Source organism: Novosphingobium terrae, assembly GCF_017163935.1.
In the GTDB taxonomy this organism is placed as follows: domain Bacteria; phylum Pseudomonadota; class Alphaproteobacteria; order Sphingomonadales; family Sphingomonadaceae; genus Novosphingobium; species Novosphingobium terrae.
In genome coordinates this window covers 1,315,484-1,341,133 of record NZ_JABVZR010000001.1, presented here as the reverse complement: position 1 = coordinate 1,341,133, position 25,650 = coordinate 1,315,484, and the positions used below count along the sequence as shown (strand labels likewise).

Here is a 25,650-nt window from a genome sequence, read left to right as displayed (position 1 = left end):
ATGCCTCTTGTGCCCTGTTCCGCGCAAGTTGGCGATTCCCAATGTTGGCCCAACTGGCAGGCAATGTGGAGCCCGCCATAAGGCCCCCGAAAGGAAGACCCGTGTCACGATATCCTTTGCTGGCCCTCCTCGGGCTGGCGCTGCTGACCTCTGCTTGCGCCAGCTATCACCCGGCGCCGCTGCGCAAGGCCGAGGCCGTGCTGGCCGATCCCGACCGCGCGGTGCTTTCCGCCGATGCGGCGGCGTTGAAGCGGCCCTATCTCACCCCGCAGAGCATCGATCTGGAGGCGCCCCTCACCCCCGATGCGCTGGCGCTGATCGCGCTGCTGGAAAATCCTGACCTCAAAGCCCAGCGCGTGGCGGTGGGTGTCACCGATGCGCAGGCCTTTGCCGCAAGGCTGCTGCCCGATCCGCAGGTGCAGGGCAGCATCGACAAGCTGATCGCCGGCCCCGACCCCTACAACGCCTATGGCACGCAATTCGCGCTGGACCTCAGCCAGCTGCGCAGCACCCGCGTGATCCGCCAGCAGGGCGAGGCGAGCAAGCGACAGGTGCGGCTCGATCTGGCCTGGGCCGAGTGGCAGGTGGCAGGTCAAGCGCGGCTGCAAGGCGTGCGTATCGCGGCTCTGGAAGCGCAGCTCACCCTCGCCGAGCAAAGCGCCCAATCCGCCGAGGCTCTGCTGACCAGCGCCATGCAAGCCGCATCGCGCGGCGATCTGGGGGGCGCGGATGTCGACACACGGCGTCAGGCAGCGCTGGATGCGGGCAGCAAGCTGCGCACCATGCAGGGCGATCTGCTGACCGCGCGCGGAGAGTTGAACCGCCTGCTCGGCCTGCCGCCGCATGTGGTGCTGAAGCTGGCGCCGGTGAGTGATCCCCGCGCCGCCCCCGATGCCGATGCGCTGGTGGCCAAGGCTCTGGAGCAACGCCTCGATCTGGCCGCCCTGCGCGCCGGTTACGACAGCGCCGAGGCCAGCGTCCACAAGGCCGTGCTGGACCAGTTCCCCAACCTGTCCCTGAGCATGAGCGCATCGCGCGATACCAGCGCCAACACCACGCTGGGGCCGTCCGTAGGCTTCACGCTGCCGGTGTGGAACCGCAATCGCGGCGGCATCGCCATTGCGAAAGCCACCCGCGCCCAGCTTCAGGCCGAATATGAAGCGCGCCAGTTCCAGACCCGCGCCGAGATCACCGCCGCCGTGCGATCCCTCGCCAATCTGCGCCGCCAGAAGGCCGATCTGCTGGCCCGCATGCCCGCCATCGCCTCTTTCGCGCAAAGCTCGGAAATTGCCGCCAGCCATGGCGATCTGGCCCGCGCCACCGCGCTGACGGCCCTTCAGACCCTGCGCGACCGGCAAATGTCGCTGGCACAGATCGACCAACAGATCGCCGAACAGACCATCGCCCTCGAACTGCTGTCGGGCGGAATTAGCCGGGAATGGCAAGCATGAAACAGATTTTCGCCCTGATCCCGCTGGCCCTGCTGGCCGCCTGCGGAGGCGCCGCCGCCGATGACGAGGCAGGCGCCAAGAAGGAAGACCCCACCGCCACCGTTCGTACCGCCGTGGCGGGCATGGGCAGCATCGGCGCCCAGACCCCGATCTATGGCACGGTGGAACCCAGCCCGGGCGGCGAGTTTTCGCTGGTCACCCCCGCCGAGGCGGTGGTGGAGCGCATTCTCGCCCCCAACGGCACGCAGGTTGCGGCAGGTCAGGCCATTGTGACGCTCAAGCCCAGCCGGGCCAGCGCGGGCGATCTGGCCAAGGCCTCCAGCGATGCCGCCGCCAGCAGCGCGGCGTACCAGCGCGCGCAAAGGCTACGCGCTCAGGGATTGGCCAGCGATGCCGATGTGGAAACCGCGCGTGCCGCCGCGCAGGCTGCCCAAGCCGCACTGGCGCGTTTCGGCATGGGCACGAGCGGTCTGACGCTGCGCGCGCCGCATGCAGGCGTGGTGCAAAAACTCACCGCCCGCGCGGGCGACCAGCTTGCCGCTGGTGCCCTGCTGGCCAGCGTGGCGACCGGGCATGATCTTCAGGCGCGTTTCGGTGTCGATCCCGCGCTGGCCCGCCAGATCCATCCGGGCCAGACGCTCAGCCTTGCCGATCCCAAGGCTAATCTGACCGTCAGCGGTGTGGACAGCCAGCCCGATCCGGCCACCCATCAGGTCTCGCTCTATGCCCGCGTGCCTGCGGGCCTTGCGCTGGTGTCCGGTCAGGCCATCACGGCCGCGCTGGGGCTTGGGCATGCCGCGCAGGGCGTCAGCATCCCCTATGCTGCGCTGCTGGACGATGGCGGCAAGAGCTATGTCTTCGTGGTGCGCGGCGGGCTGGCGCATCGGCAGGATGTGCTGCCGGGCAATTCCTCGGGCGAGACCATCCAGATCATCAAAGGCATCGCACCGGGCGACCGGCTGGTGATCGAAGGCGCCTCGGGCCTCGATGATGGCATGAAGGTGCGCGAGCAGTGAGTAGCTGGATGGAAATCCATCGCCGCTCCATCTGGCTGGCGGCGATGCTGGTCACGCTGGCAGGCCTTGCGGCGGCGCTGAAGCTGCCCGTCGCGCTGTTCCCGCATATCGACTATCCGCGCATCGTCATCTCCATCGACGCGGGCGAGCGCGATGCCGCGCAAATGGCCGCCGACACCACCCGCCCCGCCGAAGTGGCGCTGCGCGAGATCCCCGGCGTCACCACATTGCGCTCCACCACCAGCCGGGGCGGCGCCGAGATCGCGCTGGGCTTTGGCTGGGGGCAGGATATGCCCGCCGCGCTGCTGGCCACCCAAGGCGCGCTGGCCACGATCCAGCCCGATCTGCCCGCCGGCACCCGCTTCCGCGTGCGCCGCTCGGACCCGACGATCTTCCCGGTGATGGGTCTCTCGCTCACCTCGCGCAAGATGGATGGGGTGTCGCTGGCGCAGCTGGCCACCTTGCGTTTGCGTCCCCTGCTGGCCTCCGTGCCCGGCGTGGCCGGTGTGGATGTGCTGGGCGGCGCCGCGCCTGAAGTCGAGGTCGAACCCGATCCCGCGCGCCTCACCGCGCTGGGCCTGACGATGAGCGATGTGGCCAGCGCCGTTACCGCTGCCAACACCGTGGCCGCCGCCGGGCGGATCGAGGACCGCCATCGCCTCTATCTGGCGCTGGTCGACAACAAGATTTCCAGCGAGGCCGAACTGGCCGCCATTCCGGTGAAAGCCGCCTCGGGCGTGGTCACCTTGGGCCAGATCGCCACCATCCGCCGCGCCCCTGCGCCCGTTTGGACCCGCGTGACGGCAAATGGCACGCAGGCCGTGCTGGTGAACATCCGCCAGACGCCCAATGCCGATGCCGTCAAGCTGGTGCAGCAGGTGGAAGAGCGGATGAAGGCCGCCGGTCTGCCTGCCGATGTGCAGGTCTCCACCTTCTACGACCAGTCTGAACTGGTGACCGGCGCCGCCAATGCCGTGCGCGACGCGATCCTGTTGGGCGCGGTGCTGGCGGGCGTGGTGCTGTTCCTCTTCCTGCGCTCATGGCGGCTGATGGTGATGACGGCGCTGCTGCTGCCCGCCGTGCTGGCCGCCAGCTGTCTGGCGCTGCTGTGCCTTGGCATGAGCTTCAACATGATGACGCTGGGCGGCATGGCCGCCGCCGTCGGCCTTGTGGTCGATGACGCGGTGGTGATGCTGGAGCATCTGATGCGCCGCCTGCAGGAAGCCGAGGGCGAAGCGCAACGCCCCTCCATGCTGGAAGCCGCGCGCGAAATGGGGCGCCCCCTGCTGGGCTCCACCATGGCGACGGTGGTGGTCTTCCTTCCGCTGGGCTTTATTTCGGGCGTCACCGGCGGCTTCTTTCAGGCGCTGGCCGTCACCATGGTGGCCTCGCTGGGCGTCTCGCTGATCTATGCGCGCTATGCCCTGCCGCTGCTGGCCGACCGCTGGCTGACGCTCAAGGACGCCCACGCCGCCGACCGCGCAGGTCGCATGACCGATGCTCTGGGGCGCGGCTATCTGCGCCTTGGCACGAAAGCCATGGGACGGCCTGCTCTGGTGGCCGGTCTGGTGGCCGCGCTGCTGGTGGCAGGGGGCGCACTGGCCTGGGCGCATCTGCCCAGCGGCTTTATGCCCGCCATGGATGAGGGCGGCTTTATCATCGACTACAAGGCGCATCCCGGCGTTGCCCTGTCCGACACCGATCATCTGCTGCGCGAGGTCGAGACGATCATCCGCCAGACGCCGGAAGTCGCCAGCTATTCCCGCCGCACCGGCGCGCAATTGGGCGGCGGTCTGAGCGAGGCCGATGAGGGCGATTTCTTTGTGCGCCTCAAAAGCGGCAGCCGCCGCCCCATCGATGAGGTGATGGCCGAAATCCGCGGCAAAATTCAGACGCAGGTGCCCGGTCTGGAGATCGAAACCGCGCAGCTGATGGAGGATCTGATCGGCGACCTCACCGCCGTGCCCCAGCCCATCGAGGTCAAGCTCTATGGCGACAATGCCGAGGAGCTGGCCGGATCGGCCAAGCAGGTGGCGCAGGCCATCGGCAAGATCGACGGCGTGGTCGAGGTGGTCGACGGGCTGCGCGTGGCGGGTGACGCCATCGATATCCGCGTCGATCCCGGCAAGGCCGCCATGGCCGGGCTGACGCCCGATGCGGTGGCCCAGCAATTGGGCGGCGCGGTCGATGGCACGATCGCCACCCATCTGCTGGTCAATGAGCAGGTGATCGATGTGCGCGCGCGCCTGCCTCAGGATCTGCGCGGGCGGGCCGATGCTCTGGCGCGGCTGAGTTTGCGCTCTGCCGATGGGCGGGTGATCACCTTGGGCAGCATCGCTCAGGTCGGCATTCTGGCCGGGCAGCGGCAGATCACGCGTGAGAACCTTGCGCCCTTTATCGCCGTCACGGCGCGGCTGGAGGGCAAGGATCTGGGCTCGGCGATGAGCGAGGTGCGTTCCACCGTCGCCGGGCTGCATCTGCCTGCCGGGGTGCGCGTCGATTACGGCGGGCTTTATGCGCAGCAGCAGCAGTCCTTCCACGATCTGGCGACGGTCTTTGTGGCGGCCCTGCTGCTCTGCGCCCTGCTGCTGACGCTGATGTTCGAGCGCTGGAGCTACACGCTGGCGGTGCTGGCCACGGTGCTGCTCTCCACCGGCGCGGTCTTTATGGGCCTGTGGCTGACGGGCACCCAGCTCGACATCTCGGCAATGATGGGCCTGACCATGGTGGCGGGCATGATGACCGAGCTGGCCATCTTCCTGCTGGCCGAACTGCCTGAAGGCCGCGCCCTCACCAAAGCCGATCTGCTGGCGGCGGGGCAGGCGCGGCTGCGGCCCATCGTGATGTCGGCGCTGATCGCCATCCTCACCCTGCTGCCGCTGGCGCTGGGGCTCAGCCGGGGGGCCGGGCTTCAGGCGCCGCTCGCCACCGCCATCATCGCCGGGCTCGCCATTGGCGCGCCGCTGGTGCTGGGCCTGCTGCCGCTGCTGCTGGCGCTGGGCCAATCGACAAACAATCCCCCTTCCGGAGAACCCTCATGAACGCCTTGCATATGCCGCGCGTATCCCTGCGCTATTGGCTGACGATCACCATGGCCAGCCTGTTTGGCACCAATATGGGCGACCTCTATGCCCATGAGCTGAAGCTGGGCATTGTGGCGGGCGTCGCCGTGCTGGCCGCGCTGGCCGCTGTGGTCTTTGTGGCCGAGAAGCGCGATGCCGCACCGCGCCTGCTCTATTACTGGCTGGTGATCGTGATCATCCGCACCGGCGCCACCAACATCGCCGATTATGAACGCCACCATATCCGCTGGCCCGAGCTGCTGGTGTGCCTTGGTCTGGCCGCGATCATCGCAGTCTTCGGGGCGCTGTCGCTGAAGGGCAAGAGCGCTCAGGGGGATGACACCACCTTGCCCAGCACCGGCGTGGCCTATTGGATCGCCATGCTGATGGCGGGCATCTTCGGCACGGTGCTGGGCGATTACTGCTCGCATGCCGTGGGCCAGGGGCTGGCCTCGCTGGGGCTGGGCGCCGTGCTGGTGCTGCTGGTGGCCATCTGGCAGGTCAGCGGTCCGCTGCGCTTCATGCTCTATTGGGTGGTGGTGGCCGTGGCCCGCACCGCAGGCACATCGATGGGCGACTGGGTGGCCGAAAACGATCTGCTCAACATCGGCCTGCCGCTGTCCACGGCGCTGACCGGGGCGGCGTTTGTGCTCTGCACGCTGGCGGTGGCCAAGCGCCAGCGCGCGCTGGCCGCAGCAACGGCCTGAAGGACAGGCTGGACCACGCCCTCTGCAAAAGGCAGAAGCTGCTTTCCACCTCCGCCTTCAGGAAGCAGCTTCATGCCTCACCCCGTCAAGATCGTTGCCGTGCTGACCGCTTTGCCGGGACAGGTTCAGGCCCTCAAAGCCCTGCTGGATGGCATGCTCACCCCCAGCCGGGCCGAGGCAGGCAATCTGCGTTACGATCTGTGGCAGGATCAGGCCGATCCCGCGCGTTTTGTGCTGGATGAACTCTATGTCGATCAGGCGGCGGTGACCGCCCATCGCGCCACGCCGCATTTCCAGGACTATCTCTCGCGCATTGGCGATGTGGCGGAACGCAGCGCCTTTGTGCTCGATCCGCTTGCAGTCACCTGACGCGGGTTTCGCGATACCTCCTGCCCCCGGCGACCGCTTCGCACCGGAATCAATGCTGGGCGAGAAGTTCCAATTATACCTCAGGCACTCCCACGGCATATCTGGCTGAAACGACAGATATAGTCAGCATTCGGGAGGATCACCATGAGGCATTATTGCAGGATTTCGGCTGCGCTTTTGACAAGTGCAAGTCTGGGCGCCATGGCGGCGCCCGTCTTCGCTCAGGATAGTGCGCCCGCGGCTCCGGCAGTCGAAAGCGTATCTGCGCCTGCCGCCACGAATTCTCCCGGCGATAAGGACATCATCGTCACCGGTTCGCGCACGGTCAAGAACGGCAATGACAGCCCCACGCCCGTCACCGTGGTCACCACCGATGCGCTGAGCAATGTCCGCCCCACCAGCCTGACCGATTCCATCCAGGTGATGCCGGTCTTTTCCGGTTCGCGCGGGCTCAGCTCCAACCCCACGGCGACCGGCACCACCGGCGGCGGCAATGGCTCAGCGGCGCAGATGAACCTGCGCAATGTGGGCGCCAACCGCACGCTGGTGCTGATGGATGGCAAGCGCGTGCCGCCCACCTCCTTCACCAACATCGTGGATGCCGATGTCATCCCGCAATTGCTGATCAAGCGCGTCGATCTGGTGACGGGCGGCGTTTCGGCGGTCTATGGTTCGGATGCGGTCAGCGGCGTGGTGAACTTCATCACCGACACCACCTTCACCGGCTTCAAGGCGCAGGCCAGCGGCGGCATTTCCAGCCGTCATGACGATCCCACCGCCGATGTGGGGCTGGCCTGGGGCAAGAAGCTGGGCGACAGCAGCCACTTCGAGGTCAGCTATGAATATCGCTATGACGGCGGCATCGACCGCCGCTCCAGCCGCGACTGGCTGAACCGCACGACGATCGGCGGCAATGGCTCCACGATCCCCTATTACCAGATCCCCAATTCCACGCTGTCGGCCCAGCCCTTTGGCGGGCGGATCACCTGCGGCACGGGCTGCGCGCTGAATGGGCAGTATTTTGCCAGCAATGGCGTGCTCTCGCCCTTCGTCAACGGCACGACCTACACCGGCTCCACCACCCAGAGCGGGGGCGCAGGCGGCTATTACGATGACTCGCTGAAAGCATCGCTCAAGATGCATCAGGTCTATGCCCGCTTCGACACCGATCTGAGCGACAGCATCTCGGCCTATGTGCTGGCCAGCGGCACCTTCAAGACCAATGGCTTCTACGGCAATGATGTGCTGCTTTCAGGGATCACGCTCAACCGCAACAACGCCTTTCTGCCCGCGGCCTATACCGCGCAGATCCCCACGGCCACCTTCACCTACAACCAGATGTTCAACCAGAACGCGCGGCTGACGCAGGAGGCGGATTCCCGCCAGCTGATGTTCGCGGGCGGCTTCAAGGGCACGCTGGCGGGCGCGGCATGGAATGTGGACTACACCCATGGCGACAGCCGCCTGACGACCACGCTTCAGAACAACCTCAACTATCAGAAACTCTCCGCCGCGCTCGATGCGGTGGTGGGGCCCAATGGCACGCCGGTCTGCTATGCCTCGACGCAGGCGGCAACGGCAGCGGCCTATGCCAATTGCGTTCCCCTGAACGTCTTCGGACCCAGCGCGGCCAGCCCGGCGGCGGTGAGCTATATTTTCGACACCACCCGCTCGGTCGCCACCACGCGGCAGGACGATGTGACGGCCAGCATCAGCAAATCGCCCTTCTCGACATGGGCGGGCGCGGCGCAGGTGGCGCTGTCAGGCGAATGGCGGCGCCAGACCTTCATCTCGACCAGCAACGGCACCCCCAGCCAGACCGCCGACTGCACCAATCTGCGCTACAATTGCATCACCACCGGGGGCGGCCAGCAGTTGCTGCTCAACACCTTTGCGCCCAGCCCGCATATCTCGATGTCGGTCTGGGAGGGCGCCGTGGAAGCGACCGTGCCGCTGCTCAAGGATGTGCGTTTCTTCCGCGCCTTCGATCTGACGGGTGCCGCGCGCTACACCAAATATGACACGGTGGGCGGCTATGCCACCTGGAAGGCGGGCTTCAACTGGGAGATCGACAGCGATCTGCGCCTGCGCGGCACGATCAGCCGCGACATCCGCGCGCCCACCCTCTTCGACCTCTTCGCGCCGACCACCACCAGCTACAGCAATTACACCGACATCAAGACCGGCACCTCCAGCTTCGTGCCGCAATACAATCTCTCCAACCCCAATCTGACGGCGGAAATCGGCCATACCAAGACGATCGGCGTGGTGTGGAAGCCGCATTACATGCGCGGCTTCAGCCTGGCGGTGGATTACTATCGCATCAACATTTCCAACGCCATCGCCACGGTGCAGGGCACGGCGGCGCAGACGCAATCGGCCTGCAACACGGCCAATGTGGCGCTCTATTGCAGCCTGATCATCCGCAACAGCGCGGGCGCGGTGGATCACTACATTCAGGTGCCGATCAATCTGGCGCAGATCCAGACCTATGGCGTGGATGTGGAGGCCAATTATCAGGGCCGGGTGGCCGGGCACCCGCTCTCGCTGCGCGGGCTGGCGGCCTATCAGCCGCATATCCGCTACATCCAGCCCAATGTGCCCACCATCGATCAGGGCGATGTGGCCTTTGGCGCCAACGGCCTGACCGCCAGCCCATCCTGGCGGCTGACCGGCATGCTCAGCTATATGCCCATCGACAAGCTGCGCATCGATGTTCTGGAGCGCTGGCGCAATGCGATGAAGATGTCGGGCGATCCCACGGTCACCTTCGCGCCGGGCAATGGCACGATGCCCGCCTATGGCACCACCTCACTCAATGTGGCGGTGGATGTGAACCCGCAGGCCGAATTCTACATCAACATCCAGAACATCTTCGATGCCGCGCCGCCTCCGGGCAACCTCACCGGTTCGAGCGGCACGCCCGGCCAGTGGAACGGCTTTGCCGCCTCCGACGATGTGGTGGGCCGCTATTTCACCGTGGGCGTGAAGCTGAAGATGTGAGGAGGGTGATCATGCTCAGACATATCCTCTGCGCAGGGCTGGCTTTGTCCCTGCCGGTCACCGCCGCCCATGCAGACAATGTGGCCCTGCCCTTTGCTGCAAAGGCGGATATTGCGGCGGCCATGGCCAGAGCCCGGGCCAACATCCAGCCGGGCCACGGCACATCCAGCACGCCGCTGCTGGCACTGGAGGCCTATACGGCCAAGCTGGAATATCATGTCGGCCCCAACATCGCCAATGCCCACCCCCAGCAGGCCGAGCTGTTTCAGGCGCTGGAGGGCAGCGGCACGCTGATCACCGGAGGCACCATCGTCAAGACAGCCACCAGCGCGGTGATCTCCGGCGGCACGGCGCGGACCGTCGCGGCGGGCGATGTCTTTATCGTGCCCGAGGGCGTGCCGCATTGGTTCAGCAAGGTCGAGGGGCATCTGGTCATGATCTCTGTGATGCTGCCGCGCCCGACGGAAAGCGCCCGCTGACAAACTCCTATTCTGCCGCGGCAAGAACGAATGGGGAGCCAGGCCCTGCGCCCGCTAGGATGGGCCCGGGCAAGAGGCCGGAGAACAAGAATGGGTAGAGTGAAGATCATCCCGGCACTGGCCGCCCTGCTGCTGGCCCCGCTGCCGGTGGCGGCGCAGCCCGCCGCTTCCGAAAGCCAGGTGCCGGAAATCGCCTTCGATGCGGAGGATTTCCTCAAGCCCCCGCCCGGCGTCAACATGGGCGAAATCGCGGGGGTGGCGGTCAACAAGGCGGGCCATGTCTTCGTGTTCCAGCGCGGCAACACCAGCGGCCCGGCCTATGGCGCCGCCGCCGCCCAGCTTCTGGAATTCGACGCTCAGGGCAAGCTGCTGCGCGAGATCGGCAAGGGGCTCTATGCCTGGTCCTTCGCCCATGCGGTGCGGATCGATGCTCAGGGCAACATCTGGGCCGCCGACAAGGGCTCTGACATGGTGGTGAAGTTCGATCCTGCCGGCAAGGTGAAGATGTTGATCGGCCGCAAGGTGGAGGCCAGCGCCCCACAAGCCCATCCGCTCGACCATCCCGATCCGCCCCTGCCCCCCATCGACGGCTATTTCCGGCAGGTGACGGATATGGCGTGGGACTCCAGGGGCAACACCTATATCTCTGACGGCTATATCAATTCCCGCGTCGCCAAGGTGGCGCCCGATGGTCAGTGGCTGAAGAGCTGGGGCTCCTATGGCGCACAGCCGGGGCAGTTCAATCAGGTCCATTCCATTGCGGTGGACGGGCAGGACCGCGTCTTCGTGGCCGACCGCATCAACCGGCGCATCCAGGTCTTCGATACCGAGGGCAAGCTGCTCAACATCATCAGGATCCAGGTGCCCTTCCCTGACAATGCGCCGGTGCCCATCGGCAACCGGCCCACGGCAGCCAGCCCCGGCTATTTTCTGCCCGGCGCGCCATGGGCCCTGTGCATCACGCCCAAAGAGGCAGGACCGCAGGCGCTGTTCGTGGCCGATGTCTGGCCCGGGCGGATCTACAAGCTGGATCTGGAAGGCCATGTGCTGGGCTGGCTGGGGGGCGCTGGCAAGCAGCTCAAGCAGTTTGGCTGGATTCATGAAATCGCCTGCCCCACGCAGAACCAGCTTTTCGTCGCGGAAGTCCTGAACTGGCGCGTCCAGAAATTAACGTTACACCCGGTGCGTTGATGTATCGCTCAAACCTCCGGGGATTCACCGTGACCCAACCTTCCTCGCTATCCGAACCGGTCCCCGCGCATATGGGGCTGGTGGTGGGCGCTTCGGCGGCAGCCAGCGCCTTCGAATGGTATGATTTCTATATTTTCGGCACGCTGGCGCCGGTCATTTCGGCCAAGTTCTTTGCCGGGCTGGCGCCCACCGCCGCCTATATTGCGGCGCTGGCGCTGTTCGGCGCGGGATTTGCCTTTCGCCCGCTGGGCGCGCTGATCTTCGGCCGTCTGGGCGACCGGCTGGGCCGCAAGAGCGCTTTCCTCATCACCGTGCTGATGATGGGCGGCGCCACCTTCGCCATCGGCCTGCTGCCCACCTACCAGCAACTGGGGCTGACGGCCTCGGCGCTGGTCATCCTGATGCGGATCATTCAGGGCACCGCGCTGGGCGGCGTCTATGGCGGCGCGGCGATCTCCGTGGCCGAGCATGCGCCCGCCAACCGGCGTGGCTATCTGGGCTCCTATGTCCAGACCTCGGCGCCGATCGGTCTGCTGGTGGCGCTGCTGGTGGTGCTGGGGCTGCGTACCGCGCTCGGCCCGGTGGCCTTCGATGCCTGGGGTTGGCGTCTGTGCTTCCTCGCCTCGGTCGGGCTGCTGGCGATCTCGGTCTTCATGCGCATGAAGATGACCGAGAGCCCGCTTTTCGCCAAGATCGAGAGCGAGGGTGATGGCCCGCCGCCCTCCGTCTATCGCGAGACCTTCGGCAATCCGAAGAACCTGCGGCTGATCGTGCTGGCCTTCTTCAGCATGATGTGCGCGCAGGGCGCGGTTTTCTACACCGCCTATTTCTACGTGCAGGTCTTTCTGGAAAAGTCACTGCGGCTCGATCCGAAGCTGACCGGCGCCCTGTTGATGGGCGTGGTCGCGCTGAGCGCCCCCGTCTTCGTGCTGGCCGGCTATCTCTCGGACCGGTACGGGCGCAAGAAGGTGATGCTGGCCGGCATGCTGATCGCGCTGGTGGCCTATTTCCCCGGTTTCCATGGCATGCAGGCGGCGGGCAATCCGGCGCAGACCCGCGCCTCGGCCGAAGCCCCGGTGGTGGTGGTCGCCGATCCCGCCGATTGCGACACCCAGTTCGACCCCATCGGCAAGGCGCAGTTCAACAGCTCCTGCAACATCGCCAAGAGCTTTCTGGCCAATGAGGGCGTGCCTTACAGCCAGCGCCCGGCCCCGCAAGGATCGCTCGCCAGCATCGCAGTGGGCGCGGTCACCATCCCTGCCCCCAGCGCGAAAGGGCTGAGCACGCCTGCCGCCACAACGATCAAGGCCGATTTCGCGAAGCAGGCCAAGCGCGCGCTGGCCAGGGCGGGTTATCCTGACAAGGCCGATCCCGCGCAGGTCAACAAGCCCGCCCTTTTCGGCCTGATGCTGATCTTCGGGATCAGCGCGGCGCTGCTTTACGGCCCGCTCTCCACCGCCGCTGTCGAACTGTTTCCCACCCGCATCCGCTATACCGCGCTGTCCGTGCCCTATCATGTGGGCGTGGGCTGGGTCGGCGGCTTCCTGCCCTTTTCGGTCTTCGCCATAGTGACGGGCACGGGCGATCTCTTCGCCGGGCTTTGGTATCCCTTTGTCTTCACCGCCATCAGCTTTGTCTCCACGCTGTTTTTCCTACCGGAAACCAGCGGGCGCTCGCTGGACTTCTAAGGAAAGAAACCGTGAGCCTGACCACCGACCAGCGTTACACCAGCGTGGCCGTGCTGCTGCACTGGGGGATCGCGGCCTGCATCCTGTTCAACCTTGCCACCGGCTTCTTCATGGAAGGGCTGAAGGGCGAGGCCAAGCATGTGGTGGTCAGCCTTCACGCCTCCTCGGGGCTGACGGTTCTGGCACTCAGCCTGCTGCGCATCGTCTGGCGGCTGAGCCACAGGCCGCCCCCGCTTGACGCGCATCTCAGCCGTCTGGAGCGCCTGCTGGCCGAGGGCGTGCATGGCTTGCTCTATGTGCTGATGCTGGCCGTGCCGCTGGCGGGCTGGGCGATCAGCTCGGCCAGCACGCGCAAAGGTGCCGGGGCGGCGCTCTGGCTGCTGATGCCGCTGCCCAAGATCGGCCTGCTCGACGCCCTGCCGCTGCCGCAGAAGGTGGCCGCGCATGACAGTGCCGTCTCGGCCCATCAGATCGGCGCCTGGATCTTGCTGGCGCTGCTGGCGGGCCATGTGGCGGGCGCGCTGAAACACCAGTTCATCGACCGCAGGCCGCAATTTGCGCGGATGTGGTTCTCAGGGTCCTCCTCAAAGGTCTGAACCATGATCAGTCAGTACAGATGTCTCCTCGCAGCGGCAGCGCTTGCGGGAACGGGCCTCCTTGCGCCTGTTGCCGCGCAATCCCCCGGCTATCAGCCGGTTCAGGGCCCCCACACGCTCAACCCCGGCGAATGGCCCGCCCATTATCCCTTCGCCGATGAGACCGAGGCCGCAGTCGCCGCGCCCGAGGTTCATCATGTCCGCTACATCGACAGCCATGTGCGGCTGGTGGAGGTGGCCTATTTCCCCGGCGTGGTGGGCAATATGCATGGCCACCCCTTCCCTTCGGTCTTCGCGGTGGATGCGCCGGTGCCCAAGAGCACCAACACCATGTTCGATCCGGCGCATAACATGAAGGCCGTGGTCACCCCGCCGCCCGATGGGCTGGCCTATCCCTTCTGCCGCGCGGCCAGCCCGCAGAACCCGCATCACGAAAGCAATCTCGACAGCTATCCGCATCATTTCCTGCGGCTGGAATTCCTCCCCGGTGATGGCGCGGATCTCCGGAAGCGCTGGCCGGGCAGCGGCACGCGCCAACTCTTCGAGGACGATCATATCCGGCTGATCGAGGTGCTGATCCGCCCCGGCGAGGTCCGCCGCGCACCCGCCAGCCCCTACCCCGCCGTGCTGGCCTTCGACAGCGCAACGCCGCTGCCCCAAACCAGAGGCAGCCATGCCAGCGCGCCGCTGCCCGGTTTCGAGCATCTGGGCTGCGCCGCCACCGCTCCCACAGGGCCCGAGGTGACGCACAACACCGGCAAGGCGCCGATCCATTACTACCGCATCGAGTTCAAACGCATCGATGGCGACGGCCTCAAGACGCATTGGCGCGAATGGTATCCGTGGATGGCCCAGCTGAAGGATGCCTATGACCGCTCCCCCAACAAGCCCAATTTCTGAAGGGATATTCGTGATGAGAAGGATCGAGCTTGCCCTCGCCGCTCTGGCGCTGATGCTGGCCCCCGGCATGGCTCTGGCGCAGGCCGCGCCTCTGCCCGCGCAAAGCGATGCGGTGTTTGTCGCCAAGGGCGATTTCGCCAAGGCGCTGGCGGCGCGCGCCAACGGCAAGGGTCTGGGCGTGGTGGGCGCGGTGCGCGCGGGCGACGACCGCGTCAGCCTCGATGTGCTGCGCCGCGACACCCCCGACGAAGGCCCGGTGATCCACGAAAAGGTCACCGAGATCTACACCATCCTCGAAGGCGGCGGCGATTTTGCCACGGGTGGCACGCTGGTCGATCCCAAGCCGATGATGATGAATGGCAAGCCAAGCAATCCGGCCAGCATCGGCCCCAGCCTGAAGGGCTCACGCGTGGAAGGCGGCACGGCGCATCATGTGGAGGCGGGCGATGTGGTGATGATCCCGCCCGGCGTGGTGCATGGCTTCACCCGGCTCGATGGCCACGTCACCTATATGGTGGTGCGGATGAACCCCGGTTACGAAAAGAGCCGGTGATCCCCGCGCCCGCAGGCAAGGAATAAGGCTTGTGGACAGCGTGCTGACCTCGCTCACCTTCGATGGCACCAACAAGGCCTTCTATGACAATCTGCCCAGCCAGTCGCAGTTGCGCGCCTTTGCCGCGGTGGCGCAATCGCGCAGCATTTCGCGCGGGGCGGCGGACCTGGCCCGGTCGCAGCCTGCCGTTACGCAAGCCATTGCCATGCTGGAGGCCGCGCTGGGCGCGCCGCTGTTCATCCGCCAGCGCGCCGGTCTGGTGCTGACCGATGCCGGGCTGATCCTCGACAATCGCGTCAGGCGCTATTTCTCAGAGATGCGCGGCGCGGTGCTGGAATGCGGCGCGGATCGCGGCTGGACCAGTGCGCAAGCCAACGGGATCGTCCACCGGCTGACGCGCTCGCTGACCACCGCGCTGCTGCTGATCGACGAATTCGGATCGCTGGCCGATGCCGCGCGTCTGCTCGACCAGCGCGAGACCACCCTGCGCAAGGCCGCCAGCAGTCTGGAAGCCGAGCTGGACATGCGCCTCTTCAAGCGCGAGGCCCATGGCATCACCACCAATATGCAGGGAAAGGTACTGGCCACAAGGCTGCGCCTGGCGATGCGCGAGCTGGAATCCGCGCGCGAGGAGATCAACGCCGGTTTCGGCATCGAGAACGGACGCATTCTGATCGGCGCGATGATGCTGGCGGGCAATCATCTGCTCAATTCGGTGCTGCAGCGCTTTACCGCGCAGCATCCGCAGGCGCGGGTCTCGGTGATGAATGCCACCTCCGACGTGCTGCTCGACGGGTTGAAACGCGGCTCGATCGATTTCGCGGTGGGGCTGCAGCATCACCCCTCCCCGGCGGACAATGTGCTGGAACAGGTCATCGCCGAAGACCCCTTTGTGCTGGCGGCAAGGCGCGATCATCCGCTGGCCGCGCGCGCGGCGATCCGCACCACCGATCTGGCGCAATATGACTGGGTTCTGGCCCGCCCCGGCGCAGTGCGCCGCGCGGCCTTCGAGACGCTCTTCGCCGGCCAGACCCGCCCCACCGCGCGGGTGGAAACCCATTCGATCATCACCATCCTCTCGCTGCTGGGCGGCAGCGATGCGCTGGCCATTATGACCCGCTCGGAGCTGTTTCTGGAGCAGCAGCTGGGTGGCCGTCTGGTGGCGCTGGAGTTCGGGCCGCTGGAAACACCCTCACGCATTGCGGTGACCACGCGGCGGGGCTGGCTGCCCACCCGCCTGCAGGCCGCCTTCGCCCGCTGTCTGCATGACCATGCGCGCGAGGCCGGGCCCGGCGCCTGAAGTTATGCTGGCGCGGCGACTTCCAATTTCCCGCCACCGGCCCAACCAACCTAGACAAAAGACATCGGTGAAGGCGCCCCGCAACTTGGCCGCCACGCCCTCCTTCTTCGCCCTTTTCGAAAGAGCATCATGACCACCTCGCGCTTTATCGACGTTCATCCCCATATCGTCTCGCCCGATCTGGAAACCTATCCGCTGGCGCCGCTGTTCGGCAAGCAGTCGGGCTGGTCGAAGGACCGCCCGATCACCATCGAGCAGCTGATCGCCGCCATGGATGAGGCCGGGGTCGACAAGGCCGCCATCGTGCAGGCCTCCACCTGCTATGGCTATGATATGAGCTATGTCTGCGATGCGGCGGCGGCCCATCCGGGGCGCTTCACCGTGGTCGGCTCGGTCGATGTTCTGGCGCAGGATGCCGCGCAAAAAATCCGTTACTGGACAGAGCGCGGCCTCACCGGCCTGCGCCTGTTCACCGGCGGCTCCACCGCGGCTTTCGATCCCAGCTGGATCGATGACAAGCGCTCCTTCCCGGCGTGGGAGCTGGCGGGCGAGCTGGGCCTCTCGATCTGCCTGCAGACCGATGCGGGCGGGCTGGCGCAGGTGGCGGGGCTGGCCAGGCGCTTTCCTCAGGTGAAGATCCTGATCGACCATTTCGGGCGCCCGGATCTCAGCGATGGCGCGCCTTACAAGAAGGCCTCGGCCCATTTCGGCCTCGCGCCTTTCGAGAACATCCATTTCAAGCTGACCCCCCGCACCTTCATCGACGATCTGAAGGGCGAGGCCAGCGCCGAAACCCTCTTCCCGCGTCTGGTGGCGGAATTTGGCGCGCATCGTCTGGCCTGGGGGTCGAACTTCCCGGCCTCTGAAGGGACGCTTTCGGGCAATCTGGAGATCGCCAGACAGGCGCTCGGCACCCTGTCGGAGGAGGACCGGCACTGGATCTTCGCCGGGACCGCCCAGACCCTCTATCCCGCACTGAAGGACTAAGCGGCCATGACCCTCATCCTTCCCACCAACCTTGCCGATTATCCCTCGACGCTGGCGCTGAAGGAGGGGCGGATCACCTCCCCCCGCGTCACGCTGGATTTTCAGGGGCCCAAATCGGCCTCCAGCGGCTTCAAGGACATGATCCGCAACAACCGCTATCAGGCGGGCGAGCTGGCCATCGTCACCTTTCTTCAGGCGAAGATCTACGACAAGCCCTATGTGCTGCTGCCTTTCGCCGTCTCGGGCCGCACGCAGCATCACTGCATCGGCTACAACCGCGAGCTGGGGCCGCTCAGCCCCAAGGATATCGAGGGCCGCAAGGTGGGCGTACGCACCTATGCCCAGACCACCGGCCTGTGGGTGCGCGGCATTCTGAGCCGCGAGTATGGCGTCGATTTGAGCAAGGTGGAGTGGCTGACCATCGGCACATCGCATCTGGCCGAATATGACGATCCGGCCAATTGCACCCGCCTGCCCGCCGGCGCCGATCTGGCAGAGATGATGTTCAGCGGCGAGATCACCGCCGCGCTGATGGGCAATGAAATGCCCAAGGATGAGCGCGTCGCCACGCTGATCCCCGATGCCATGGCGGAAGGCGCGCGCTGGGCCGCGCGTGAGGGTTACATCCCGATCAACCATATGTTCGTGCTGCACAAGGATGTGGCCAGCCCCGAGGTGCAGCGCGAAATCTTCCGCATGCTGAAGGAATCGCGCGAAGCCGCGCCTGAAAGCGTCACCGCCAAGCTGCCTCCCGTGGGGCTGGAGGCCAACCGCAAGGGCATCGAGGCGGCGATCGATCTGGCGCTGGAGCAGAAGATCATCCCGCGCCGCCTGAGCCTGGATGAACTCTTCGCGGGCGTGTCCGAAGATCTGCTGGCCTGACCGCAAAGCGGCACGCAACAAGAAGGGGTAGAGGATGACTGTTCTGTCGCACACCATGGACCCGGCCCGCGCGCATCCCGCCCCGGCGCGGCCCCGCATCTGGAAGCAGCTGTGGCTCTGGGTGCTGCTGGCCATGGTGCTGGGCGTGGTGCTGGGCATGGAGGCGCCCCATACGGGCTTGCTGATGCAGCCGCTGGGCGATGCCTTTATCCGGCTGATCTCCATGGTGATCGCGCCGCTGATCTTCTGCACCATCGTGAGCGGCATCGCCAATATGGCCGATATGTCGCGGGTGGGGCGCATCGCGATCAAGACGCTGGCGGTCTTCTATGCGATGACTTTGCTGGCCATCGTGATCGCACTGCTGGCGGCCAACATCCTGCAGCCGGGCGTGGGGATGAATGTCGATCCTGCCGCCCTGCACAGCACCAATCTGGCCGATTACCTCAACCGCGCCGAACAGATCACGCCGATGGCCTTTATCCTCAACATCATCCCCAAGAGCTTCTTCGGCGCCTTTGTGGAAGGCAATGTGCTTCAGGTGCTGTTTCTGGCGGTGCTGAGCGGCTTTGCCCTGATCTGGATGGGTGCGCGGGCCCAGCCGCTGCTCGATGTGCTGGATGCCGGGTTGCAAATGATCTTCCGCATCGTGGGCATGGTGATGTGGGTGGCGCCCGTCGGCGCTTTCGGCGCGATCGCCTTTACGGTGGGCAAGTTCGGCGTGGCATCGCTGGCGTCGCTGGGCACGCTGATCGGCGAGTTCTATCTGGCCTGCCTTGCCTTCATCCTCTGCGCCATCGTGCCGATTGCCCTGTGGTGCGGCTTCAGCCCCTTCAAATTCCTGCGCCTGTTCCGCGACGAACTGCTGATCAGCATCGCCACCACCTCTTCAGAAGCGGTGCTGCCCCGCATCATCACCAAGCTGACCGAGGCTGGCTGTGAGAAAGGTCTGGCGGGCTTCACCGTGCCTGCGGGCTATTCCTTCAACCTGACCGGGGCCTGCCTCTATCTGGGCATGGCGACGATCTTTCTGGCGCAGGCGACGAACACGCCGCTCAGCTTTGCCCATCAGCTTGGTCTGGTGCTGCTGATGACCGTCACCTCCAAGGGCGCGGCGGGCATTCCGGGCGCGGCCTTTGTGGTGCTGGCGGCGACCATCTCGATGGATCACACCATTCCGGTGGGCAGCGTGGCGCTGCTGCTGGGCATTCACCGCCTGATGTCTCAGGGCTTTACGCCCACCTTCATCATCACCAATGCGGCGGCGACCATGGGCATCGCCAAATGGGACAAGGCGCTGGACACAGAGCAGATGCGCGCAAGGCTGGGATAAAGGATCAACAGTAAAACACGCGCCGATCTCTTTTGTTTTCATAAGAAACCTGCCAGAAATTCGCCGGGAAATATCTTGGGGCAGGATCAGATGATCAAGAGGTTGGCGCGGATGGAGCGCAAGCGTCGGCTGGCTTTGGGCGCGGCCACGCTGGCCGGTGCCGGTTGTCTTGCCGGCGGTGTGGTCTGGGCCTGCGCCGATTCCTCCTGCTATCCCGACTGGCGGTTCAATCTGGCCTCTTACGACTGTGCCAGTCAGGCCATGCTGAGCCCCGGCAATGATACACGCGTCAACATGCTCTGGCTGATGCGCAGCCTGAGCGAGACCGCGCCGCGCGGCCCTGCCCCGACCTCTTCCGATGAGCGGCAGTTCGGGCAGACCTGGCTGTCATGGCGGGGCCTGCGCTCTGCCTTGTGGCCCGCGCCCGAGGGCAAGCCTGCGGATGACACCCAGCCAGCCTCCTCCTGCGAGACTTTCGCCACAGCTGTCCCGGCCTTCAACGAGGCGCTGGCCGCCGACAAGGGCGTGCCCGAGGCCGAACGCAAGGCTTTGGGCCAATGGCGCGCAAAGGTGGGATGCGGCGATGTTGCATGGGATGGCCCCGCCATCACCAGCCCTGCGGGGCGCGATTATCTGGCCTATCTGAAAGCCTCTCAGGCCTTCTACACCGGTAACTGGGCCGGAGCCCGGCAAGGCTTTGCGCCGCTGACGCGATCCAGAAGCCGCTGGATCGCCGAAACCGCCGCCTATATGCCGATCCGTATCGCCCTGCGCGCGGCTATCGCCGGCGCCGTCGATAAATATGGCGATTTCGCCGGGACGGAGAAGGTCGACACCGCCGCCGTGGCTGCGGCGCGTGATGCCATCGCGGCCTATCTCAAGGCCTGGCCGCAAGGGCGCTATGCTGCCTCGGCCACAGGACTGCTGCGGCGTGTGGCATGGCTGAGCGGTGATGATGCAGGCTTGGTGCAGAGCTATGAAAAGCTGCTCGCCACCACCTCGGGCGACAGTGAAGCCGCCGCCGACATCGCCGAGGAAATCGACATCAAGCTGTTCGAGCGTCAGGATGCCGATGCCGTTTTCGACAAGCTGGACAATGCCCCGCTGCTGCTGGCCGTCGCCGATTTCAAGCGCATGCGCCGCGACAGCGATGGCACGCAAAGCACCAAAGACGGCTTGCCCGGCACCCAACTGGCGGCGCAAAAAGCGCAATTTGCCCAGCATCCCGATCTTTACGGCCTGCTGGAAGCAACCCACGCCTTTTACTCGACCGACAATCCGCGCGAGATCCTCAGCATCCTGCCCGATGCGGCGCGGGCGAAAAGCTTCACACCCATTGCCTTCAGCCGCCAGATGCTGCGCGGCATGGCGCTGGCCAAGGCCCGCGATCCCAACGAGGCGGGTTTCTGGCAGGAGCTGCTGAGCGGCGCGAGCCCCTTCTACCAGCGGCCGCTGGTGCAGATGGGTCTGGTGCTGCGCTGGCAGCGCGACGGCAGGCTGGCGCAGGTCTTCGCGCCGGGATCGCCCATCACGGACAGCATGACGCGCGAAATCCTGCTGCAGACCATGGCCACTCCGGCGATCCTGCGCGGCAGTGCCCGGGATGCCTCACGCCCGGCGCATGAGCGCGATATCGCCCGCTTCACCCTGCTCTACAAGGATCTGGCCAAAGGCGCCTATGGCGATTTCGGCGGCGATCTCTCGCTGGTGCCCGCCAATGCTTCCTCCGAGGATCATCTCTGGAATTTCTCGATGCAGGAGACGATCCCCGTCGGGCTGTTCAGCAAGGGCAAATGGTCGGACGGCAGCATCGCCTGCGGGCCCCTGAGCCAGACGGCTGCGGCGCTGGCCCGCTCCCCGGTGGATCGCAAGGCGCAGCTGTGTCTGGGTGAATTCTATCGCCTCAACGGCTTTGACGGTTTCTCGCTGTACCGGCCCGATCCCAAACATCCGGGACTGGGCAGCGGGCCGGAGGGCTTCTCCGGCAGGCTGCTGTCGCGCGGGGATATCTATGCCGCAGTGATCGCCGATCCCAAGGCCCTGCCCGATGAGCGCGCCTATGCGCTCTATCGCGCAGTGATGTGCTATGCGCCCTCGGGCTACAATGGTTGCAGTGCCTCGCTGGCGACGGACTCGCTGCCGCCCGAGGTGCCCAAGGAGCAGCGCAAGGCCTGGTACAATGAGCTGAAACAGCGCTATCCGGCCAGCACATGGGCCAAATCCTTGCGCTATTACTGGTGATGCCGAAGCGGTTTTCGGGCGCCCTGCTGCTGGCGCTCTGCCTGCTGCCGGGATGCAGGCAGCAGCAGAGCGCGGATGGGCCCCCGGTCGAAGCTTCCGCCTATGATGCCTTCTATCTCTGGCCGGGGGTGCGCCCTGCCGAGACCCTTCACCCGCGCACGCTCTATCTGCTCGATGGCGAGGTGCGGCGCGGCGGCGCGGCGCGTATGGAAAGGCTGCGTATGGGCACGCCGCATCTGCCCGATCAGGCAGTCTGGCTGGTGGTGCGCGCCGACCGGCTCGACTGGAACGAGGCGACGCGCGATGCCATCTTCGCTGATCTGGAAACATGGCGGAAGGCAGGCAACGGGGTTGTCGGCCTGCAGGTGGATTTCGATGCGGCGACAAAGGGCATCTCCGGCTATGCTGCGTTCCTCAGCGATCTGCGCCATCGCCTGCCCAAGGCATACCGCCTCTCCGTCACCGGGCTGATGGACTGGAGCGCGCATGGCGATCCGCAGACGCTGACCTCGCTGGCGGGGACGGTGGATGAGGTGGTCGTCCAGACCTATCAGGGCCGCAGCACCATTCCGGGCTATGAAACCTATTTCCGCCGGATGGAGCATTTTCCCATCCCCTTCCGCGTCGCGCTGGTGGAGCATGGGGCATGGCAGGCGCCGCCTGCGCTGAAGCATCACCCCAGGTTTCGCGGCTATGTGGTGTTTCTGTTCAAACCTTCCGGCCGGTAAAGAGAGGCCGGGCGAACAGTGCCGCCCGGCCCCAGGCAGGTTGGACCTTTGAAAGATCAGAATTTCTTCGAAACCTCAACCGTAAAAATGCGGCCCAGAATGTTGTGGGTGTTCAAATCCACCGCCGTGGGCAGCCCGTTCTGCGTGTTCAGGCTGTTGAGCACGATGGGCGGCGCCTTGTCGGTAAAGTTGCGCGCGCTCAGCGTCAGGCGGGTGCCCGCGAACATGCTGGTGCCATCGACCTTCGGCGTGAAGCTGAGGTTGAGATCGAAGGTCGTCCACGAAGGCACCTGCTGGTTGGGCAGCTTCACGCCATTCACCGTGGGAGTCTGATTGTTGAGATAGCCGCCGATGTAATTGGCCGCGATGTTGCCGTTGAAGGCCCCCTTTTCCAGCCCCAGCGAGAAGCGGCCACGCTTGCTCACCTGCTCGCCGATGGTGTCGAGCGCGTCATACATCGGCGCGCCGGGCAGCAGATTGCGCTTCAATTTTAGGATGTCGGTGAAAGCCCCATCCACGCTCACAATCGCGAAGTTGAGATCATGCCGGTAGTTCAGCGTGAAATCGAGCCCGCTCTGCTCCACCCGGCCAAGGTTCAGCGTGGCGGCGTTGAGGATGCCCACCAGCTGGCAGTCATTCGCCGTGGTCGGAGGGTAGCTGCCCGGCGCGTTCAGATAGGGCAGATAGGCCGGATTGTAGGTGGCATATTGCGGCGTGCCCGGATTGCCGTTGACCGACCCGTTGACGCAACCCGCAGGCTGGGGCGCCACGGTGAAGAAGCTTTTATACAGCGCGTAATTGGCCGCGCTGGACAGTGCCACCGAGGAATTGGGCAGCGTCGAGATGCGGTCACGATAGTTCACGCTGTAGAAGGTGACGCCGAATTTCAGCCCCGGCACATAATGCGGCGCATAGTCCGCCCCCAGCGAGAAGACATTGGCCCGCTCAGGCTTCAGAGGCGTGAAGCGGAAGGTGGAGACCAGCACCAGCGAGGTGCCATTCGATGCATTGCTCACCGGGATGGTCGGATCGTTCAAATTGTTGGCGATGAAGGTGCGGTTGGCCGCGCCCACCACATTGAAGCTCGATTCCGCCAAAGTGGGCGCGCGGAAGGATGTGCCGTAGGAGCCGCGCAGCTGCAGATCGTCGATCGGCTTCCAGGTCAGGCCGAACTTGGGGTTCAAGGTCGAGCCGAAGTCGGAATATTTGTCGTAACGCACCGCGCCTGACAGATCGAGCCGCTTGAAGCCGGGGATCGCATTGTCCGGCCCGAAGATCGGCACATAGGCCTCACCGAACAGCGAATAGACGTTGCGGTGTGTGGAAGTGTAGCGGAAGGTCGTCAGCGTGGTGGTGGGGTTGAGCGTATAATCGGATTCCTGCTGATAATAGGTGCGCGTCCATTCACCGCCGATGGCGATGCGCACCTTGCCGCCGGGCAGGCGGAACAGGCTGCCGTCGATCTTGGGCAGGAAGTCATACATCTCATTGTGGCTGTTCTGGATGAACACGCCGAAGATGCCATTGGCCCCCGCCTGCGCGCCCTGCTGATAGGGGTTGAACAGCGAGGCGGTGCTGGCCCCGCCGATGGTGCTGGTCAGGATGGTGTTGGGCTGGGGCTGACAGACCGCGCAGCCCGTAGAGGTGCCCATCCCGCCCGAAGCGGTAAAGCGCAGATCACCCACAAGGCCGAGATGATAGTCGAAGAGCATATTGCGCGTGTTCTCGAAATCATGGCGGTCCAAAGCGCGGCCCGGATTGTTCAGGCGGAAATTGTAGACCACCGATTCACTGCCGGTGCCCAGCCCCGCCACATAGTAAGGGCTGGTGGTGGGAATGGCGACGGCGATGCTCTGAAAGGCGCCATCGCCCGAGCCGATGGCATCATTGGTGCGGCGGTTGAACATGCCGGTCAGCGTCAGATCGCCGTATGTGCCGAAGTCCTGCTGGGCGCGCACCACCACGCTGTATTGCGCTCGGGCCGTGTAGTAATCGGTGTAATCGGACAGATCCGTCAGCTGCGGATTGCCCTTCAGCGCCAGCACCTCCGCCGTGGTCGGCGTGCGGCCATTGAGGTTGGCAGGCAGGCCATAGACCGTGTTGCCCACGATCAGCGCGCCATTGGCCCCCACCGAGTTGAAAGTCGTGCCCTGCAAGCGGCTGTCGAGCCCGCCATATTGGCTCAGATCAGCGCGCAGCTGCGGGATCGTGCCCTGAATGACCGGCGTGTTGCCCTTGTAGCTGGCCGCCACCACAATGCCGCCACCATCCCATTTGCGCCCGAACACGCCATCGACAGCCTGCTCGTCATAGATGGTATGGGTGTAGTGATAGGTCAGCTCCGCGCCATTGAAGGGGCGGCGGAAGATGTAATTGACCACGCCGGCCACCGCATCCGACCCATAGACTGCCGAGGCGCCATCGGTGACGACCTCCACACGCTCGATCGCACCGAAGGGGATGGTGTTGGGATCGGGAATCAAATTCTGCACGCCCTGCGTGACGGTGCGATGCCCATCGAACAGCAGCAGCGTGGCGTTGTTGCCCAGCCCGCGCAGATTGACGCCGCCCGAGCGCCCGCCGGTGTTGGCCAGGGTTGTGCCCTGCGAAGACCCCTGCGGCATGTTGGAAATCAACGATCCGGCATCGCGCACGCCGGACTGCACGATGTTCTCCCGCCCGATGTTGACCGTGGCCGACCCCACCGGCGCCACGCCGCGAATGGCGGTGCCCGTCACGACGATCTCGCGGTTCTGCTGCTCGGTATCGGCGGGGGCGGTGTTGGCGTTGGCGGGCAGGCCTGCCGAAGGCGCGGCGACCGGGGGCGCTTCGGGCTTTGCGGCATCGGCCTGCGGCGTATCTTGCGCCATTGCTGCCCCCGGCACAGTCAGCACCGAAACAACGGCAAGAACCGATGCCCCCCAGATCATGCCAGAACCCTTGATATGCCCCTTGATCGACATGGTCTCACTCCCCCTCTGGCCCAGTCGCCGACCGCTTGTTTGAGAGTGCCCCTCACCCGGTCGCGCTTGTCTGGTTTCTGGCCTTTATCCTAGCCGCCAAATTCGCCCAGACCATGCCCCAATGACTTGAACAGGCCGGAACCGTTCAAGCATTATACTTCAATTTCATAAGCTTGATTGCTTCGTGTTCACACCCAGCCA

Annotated in this window: 19 protein-coding genes; 18 read left to right on the top strand and 1 reads right to left on the bottom strand. The window is 65.3% G+C overall.

The window, feature by feature from the left end; genetic code table 11:
- Positions 1-101 precede the first annotated feature (101 nt).
- From HGK27_RS06270 to HGK27_RS06185, 18 genes are all read left to right on the top strand, one after another.
- Positions 102-1,451, top strand: coding sequence for a TolC family protein (locus tag HGK27_RS06270; RefSeq protein ID WP_241126877.1), 1,350 nt, complete (start codon positions 102-104; stop codon positions 1,449-1,451).
- Positions 1,448-2,467 (top strand): efflux RND transporter periplasmic adaptor subunit, encoded by a 1,020-nt coding sequence (locus HGK27_RS06265; protein WP_206239642.1) that lies wholly within the window; start codon positions 1,448-1,450, stop codon positions 2,465-2,467. The genes HGK27_RS06270 and HGK27_RS06265 overlap by 4 nt, the downstream gene beginning before the upstream one ends.
- 8 nt (positions 2,468-2,475) lie before the next feature.
- Positions 2,476-5,508, top strand: coding sequence for an efflux RND transporter permease subunit (locus tag HGK27_RS06260; RefSeq protein ID WP_206239640.1), 3,033 nt, complete (start codon positions 2,476-2,478; stop codon positions 5,506-5,508).
- Positions 5,505-6,236, top strand: coding sequence for a COG4705 family protein (locus tag HGK27_RS06255; protein ID WP_206239638.1), 732 nt, complete (start codon positions 5,505-5,507; stop codon positions 6,234-6,236). Before HGK27_RS06260 ends, HGK27_RS06255 begins: the two co-directional genes overlap by 4 nt.
- A 72-nt stretch (positions 6,237-6,308) precedes the next feature.
- Positions 6,309-6,605 carry a putative quinol monooxygenase gene (locus HGK27_RS06250; protein WP_206239637.1) on the top strand — a complete coding sequence of 99 codons (297 nt, stop codon included), beginning with the start codon at positions 6,309-6,311 and terminating at the stop codon, positions 6,603-6,605.
- A gap of 177 nt (positions 6,606-6,782) precedes the next feature.
- Entirely contained in the window at positions 6,783-9,608 is a 2,826-nt protein-coding gene (locus HGK27_RS06245) for a TonB-dependent receptor domain-containing protein (protein WP_206239635.1), read from the top strand.
- Positions 9,609-9,619: 11 nt separating this feature from the next.
- Positions 9,620-10,087 (top strand): cupin domain-containing protein, encoded by a 468-nt coding sequence (locus HGK27_RS06240; RefSeq protein ID WP_206239633.1) that lies wholly within the window; start codon positions 9,620-9,622, stop codon positions 10,085-10,087.
- Between the two features lie 99 nt (positions 10,088-10,186).
- A complete protein-coding gene (locus HGK27_RS06235; protein ID WP_206239630.1) occupies positions 10,187-11,278 on the top strand; it encodes a peptidyl-alpha-hydroxyglycine alpha-amidating lyase family protein in 1,092 nt (363 codons plus the stop codon).
- A 29-nt stretch (positions 11,279-11,307) separates the two neighbouring features.
- Positions 11,308-12,966 (top strand): MFS transporter, encoded by a 1,659-nt coding sequence (locus tag HGK27_RS06230; RefSeq protein ID WP_241126875.1) that lies wholly within the window; start codon positions 11,308-11,310, stop codon positions 12,964-12,966.
- An 11-nt stretch (positions 12,967-12,977) separates the two neighbouring features.
- A complete protein-coding gene (locus HGK27_RS06225) occupies positions 12,978-13,562 on the top strand; it encodes a cytochrome b (protein WP_206239627.1) in 585 nt (194 codons plus the stop codon).
- A 3-nt stretch (positions 13,563-13,565) separates the two neighbouring features.
- The gene (locus HGK27_RS06220) at positions 13,566-14,462 is read left to right on the top strand and encodes a hypothetical protein (RefSeq protein ID WP_206239624.1); all 897 of its coding nucleotides are present in this window, start codon (positions 13,566-13,568) and stop codon (positions 14,460-14,462) included.
- Between the two features lie 13 nt (positions 14,463-14,475).
- On the top strand, positions 14,476-15,015 hold the full coding sequence (locus tag HGK27_RS06215) for a cupin domain-containing protein (protein ID WP_206239623.1): 540 nt from the start codon (positions 14,476-14,478) through the stop codon (positions 15,013-15,015).
- Positions 15,016-15,046: 31 nt separating this feature from the next.
- Entirely contained in the window at positions 15,047-16,315 is a 1,269-nt protein-coding gene (locus HGK27_RS06210) for a LysR substrate-binding domain-containing protein (RefSeq protein WP_206239621.1), read from the top strand.
- Positions 16,316-16,444: 129 nt separating this feature from the next.
- On the top strand, positions 16,445-17,302 hold the full coding sequence (locus HGK27_RS06205) for an amidohydrolase family protein (RefSeq protein ID WP_206239619.1): 858 nt from the start codon (positions 16,445-16,447) through the stop codon (positions 17,300-17,302).
- A gap of 6 nt (positions 17,303-17,308) precedes the next feature.
- Entirely contained in the window at positions 17,309-18,184 is an 876-nt protein-coding gene (locus HGK27_RS06200; RefSeq protein ID WP_206239617.1) for a type 2 periplasmic-binding domain-containing protein, read from the top strand.
- A 34-nt stretch (positions 18,185-18,218) separates the two neighbouring features.
- The gene (locus HGK27_RS06195; protein WP_206239615.1) at positions 18,219-19,517 is read left to right on the top strand and encodes a cation:dicarboxylate symporter family transporter; all 1,299 of its coding nucleotides are present in this window, start codon (positions 18,219-18,221) and stop codon (positions 19,515-19,517) included.
- Positions 19,518-19,607: 90 nt separating this feature from the next.
- Complete coding sequence (locus HGK27_RS06190) at positions 19,608-21,758, top strand: hypothetical protein (protein WP_241126873.1); 2,151 nt, start codon at positions 19,608-19,610, stop codon at positions 21,756-21,758.
- Positions 21,758-22,486: a DUF3142 domain-containing protein gene (locus HGK27_RS06185; RefSeq protein WP_206239613.1), complete on the top strand. Its 729-nt coding sequence runs from the start codon at positions 21,758-21,760 to the stop codon at positions 22,484-22,486. The genes HGK27_RS06190 and HGK27_RS06185 overlap by 1 nt, the downstream gene beginning before the upstream one ends.
- Before the next feature lie 56 nt (positions 22,487-22,542).
- Here HGK27_RS06185 and HGK27_RS06180 read toward each other — a convergent pair whose 3' ends face one another.
- Positions 22,543-25,449 carry a TonB-dependent receptor plug domain-containing protein gene (locus HGK27_RS06180; RefSeq protein ID WP_206239612.1) on the bottom strand — a complete coding sequence of 969 codons (2,907 nt, stop codon included), beginning with the start codon at positions 25,447-25,449 and terminating at the stop codon, positions 22,543-22,545.
- Between the last annotated feature and the right edge of the window lie 201 nt (positions 25,450-25,650).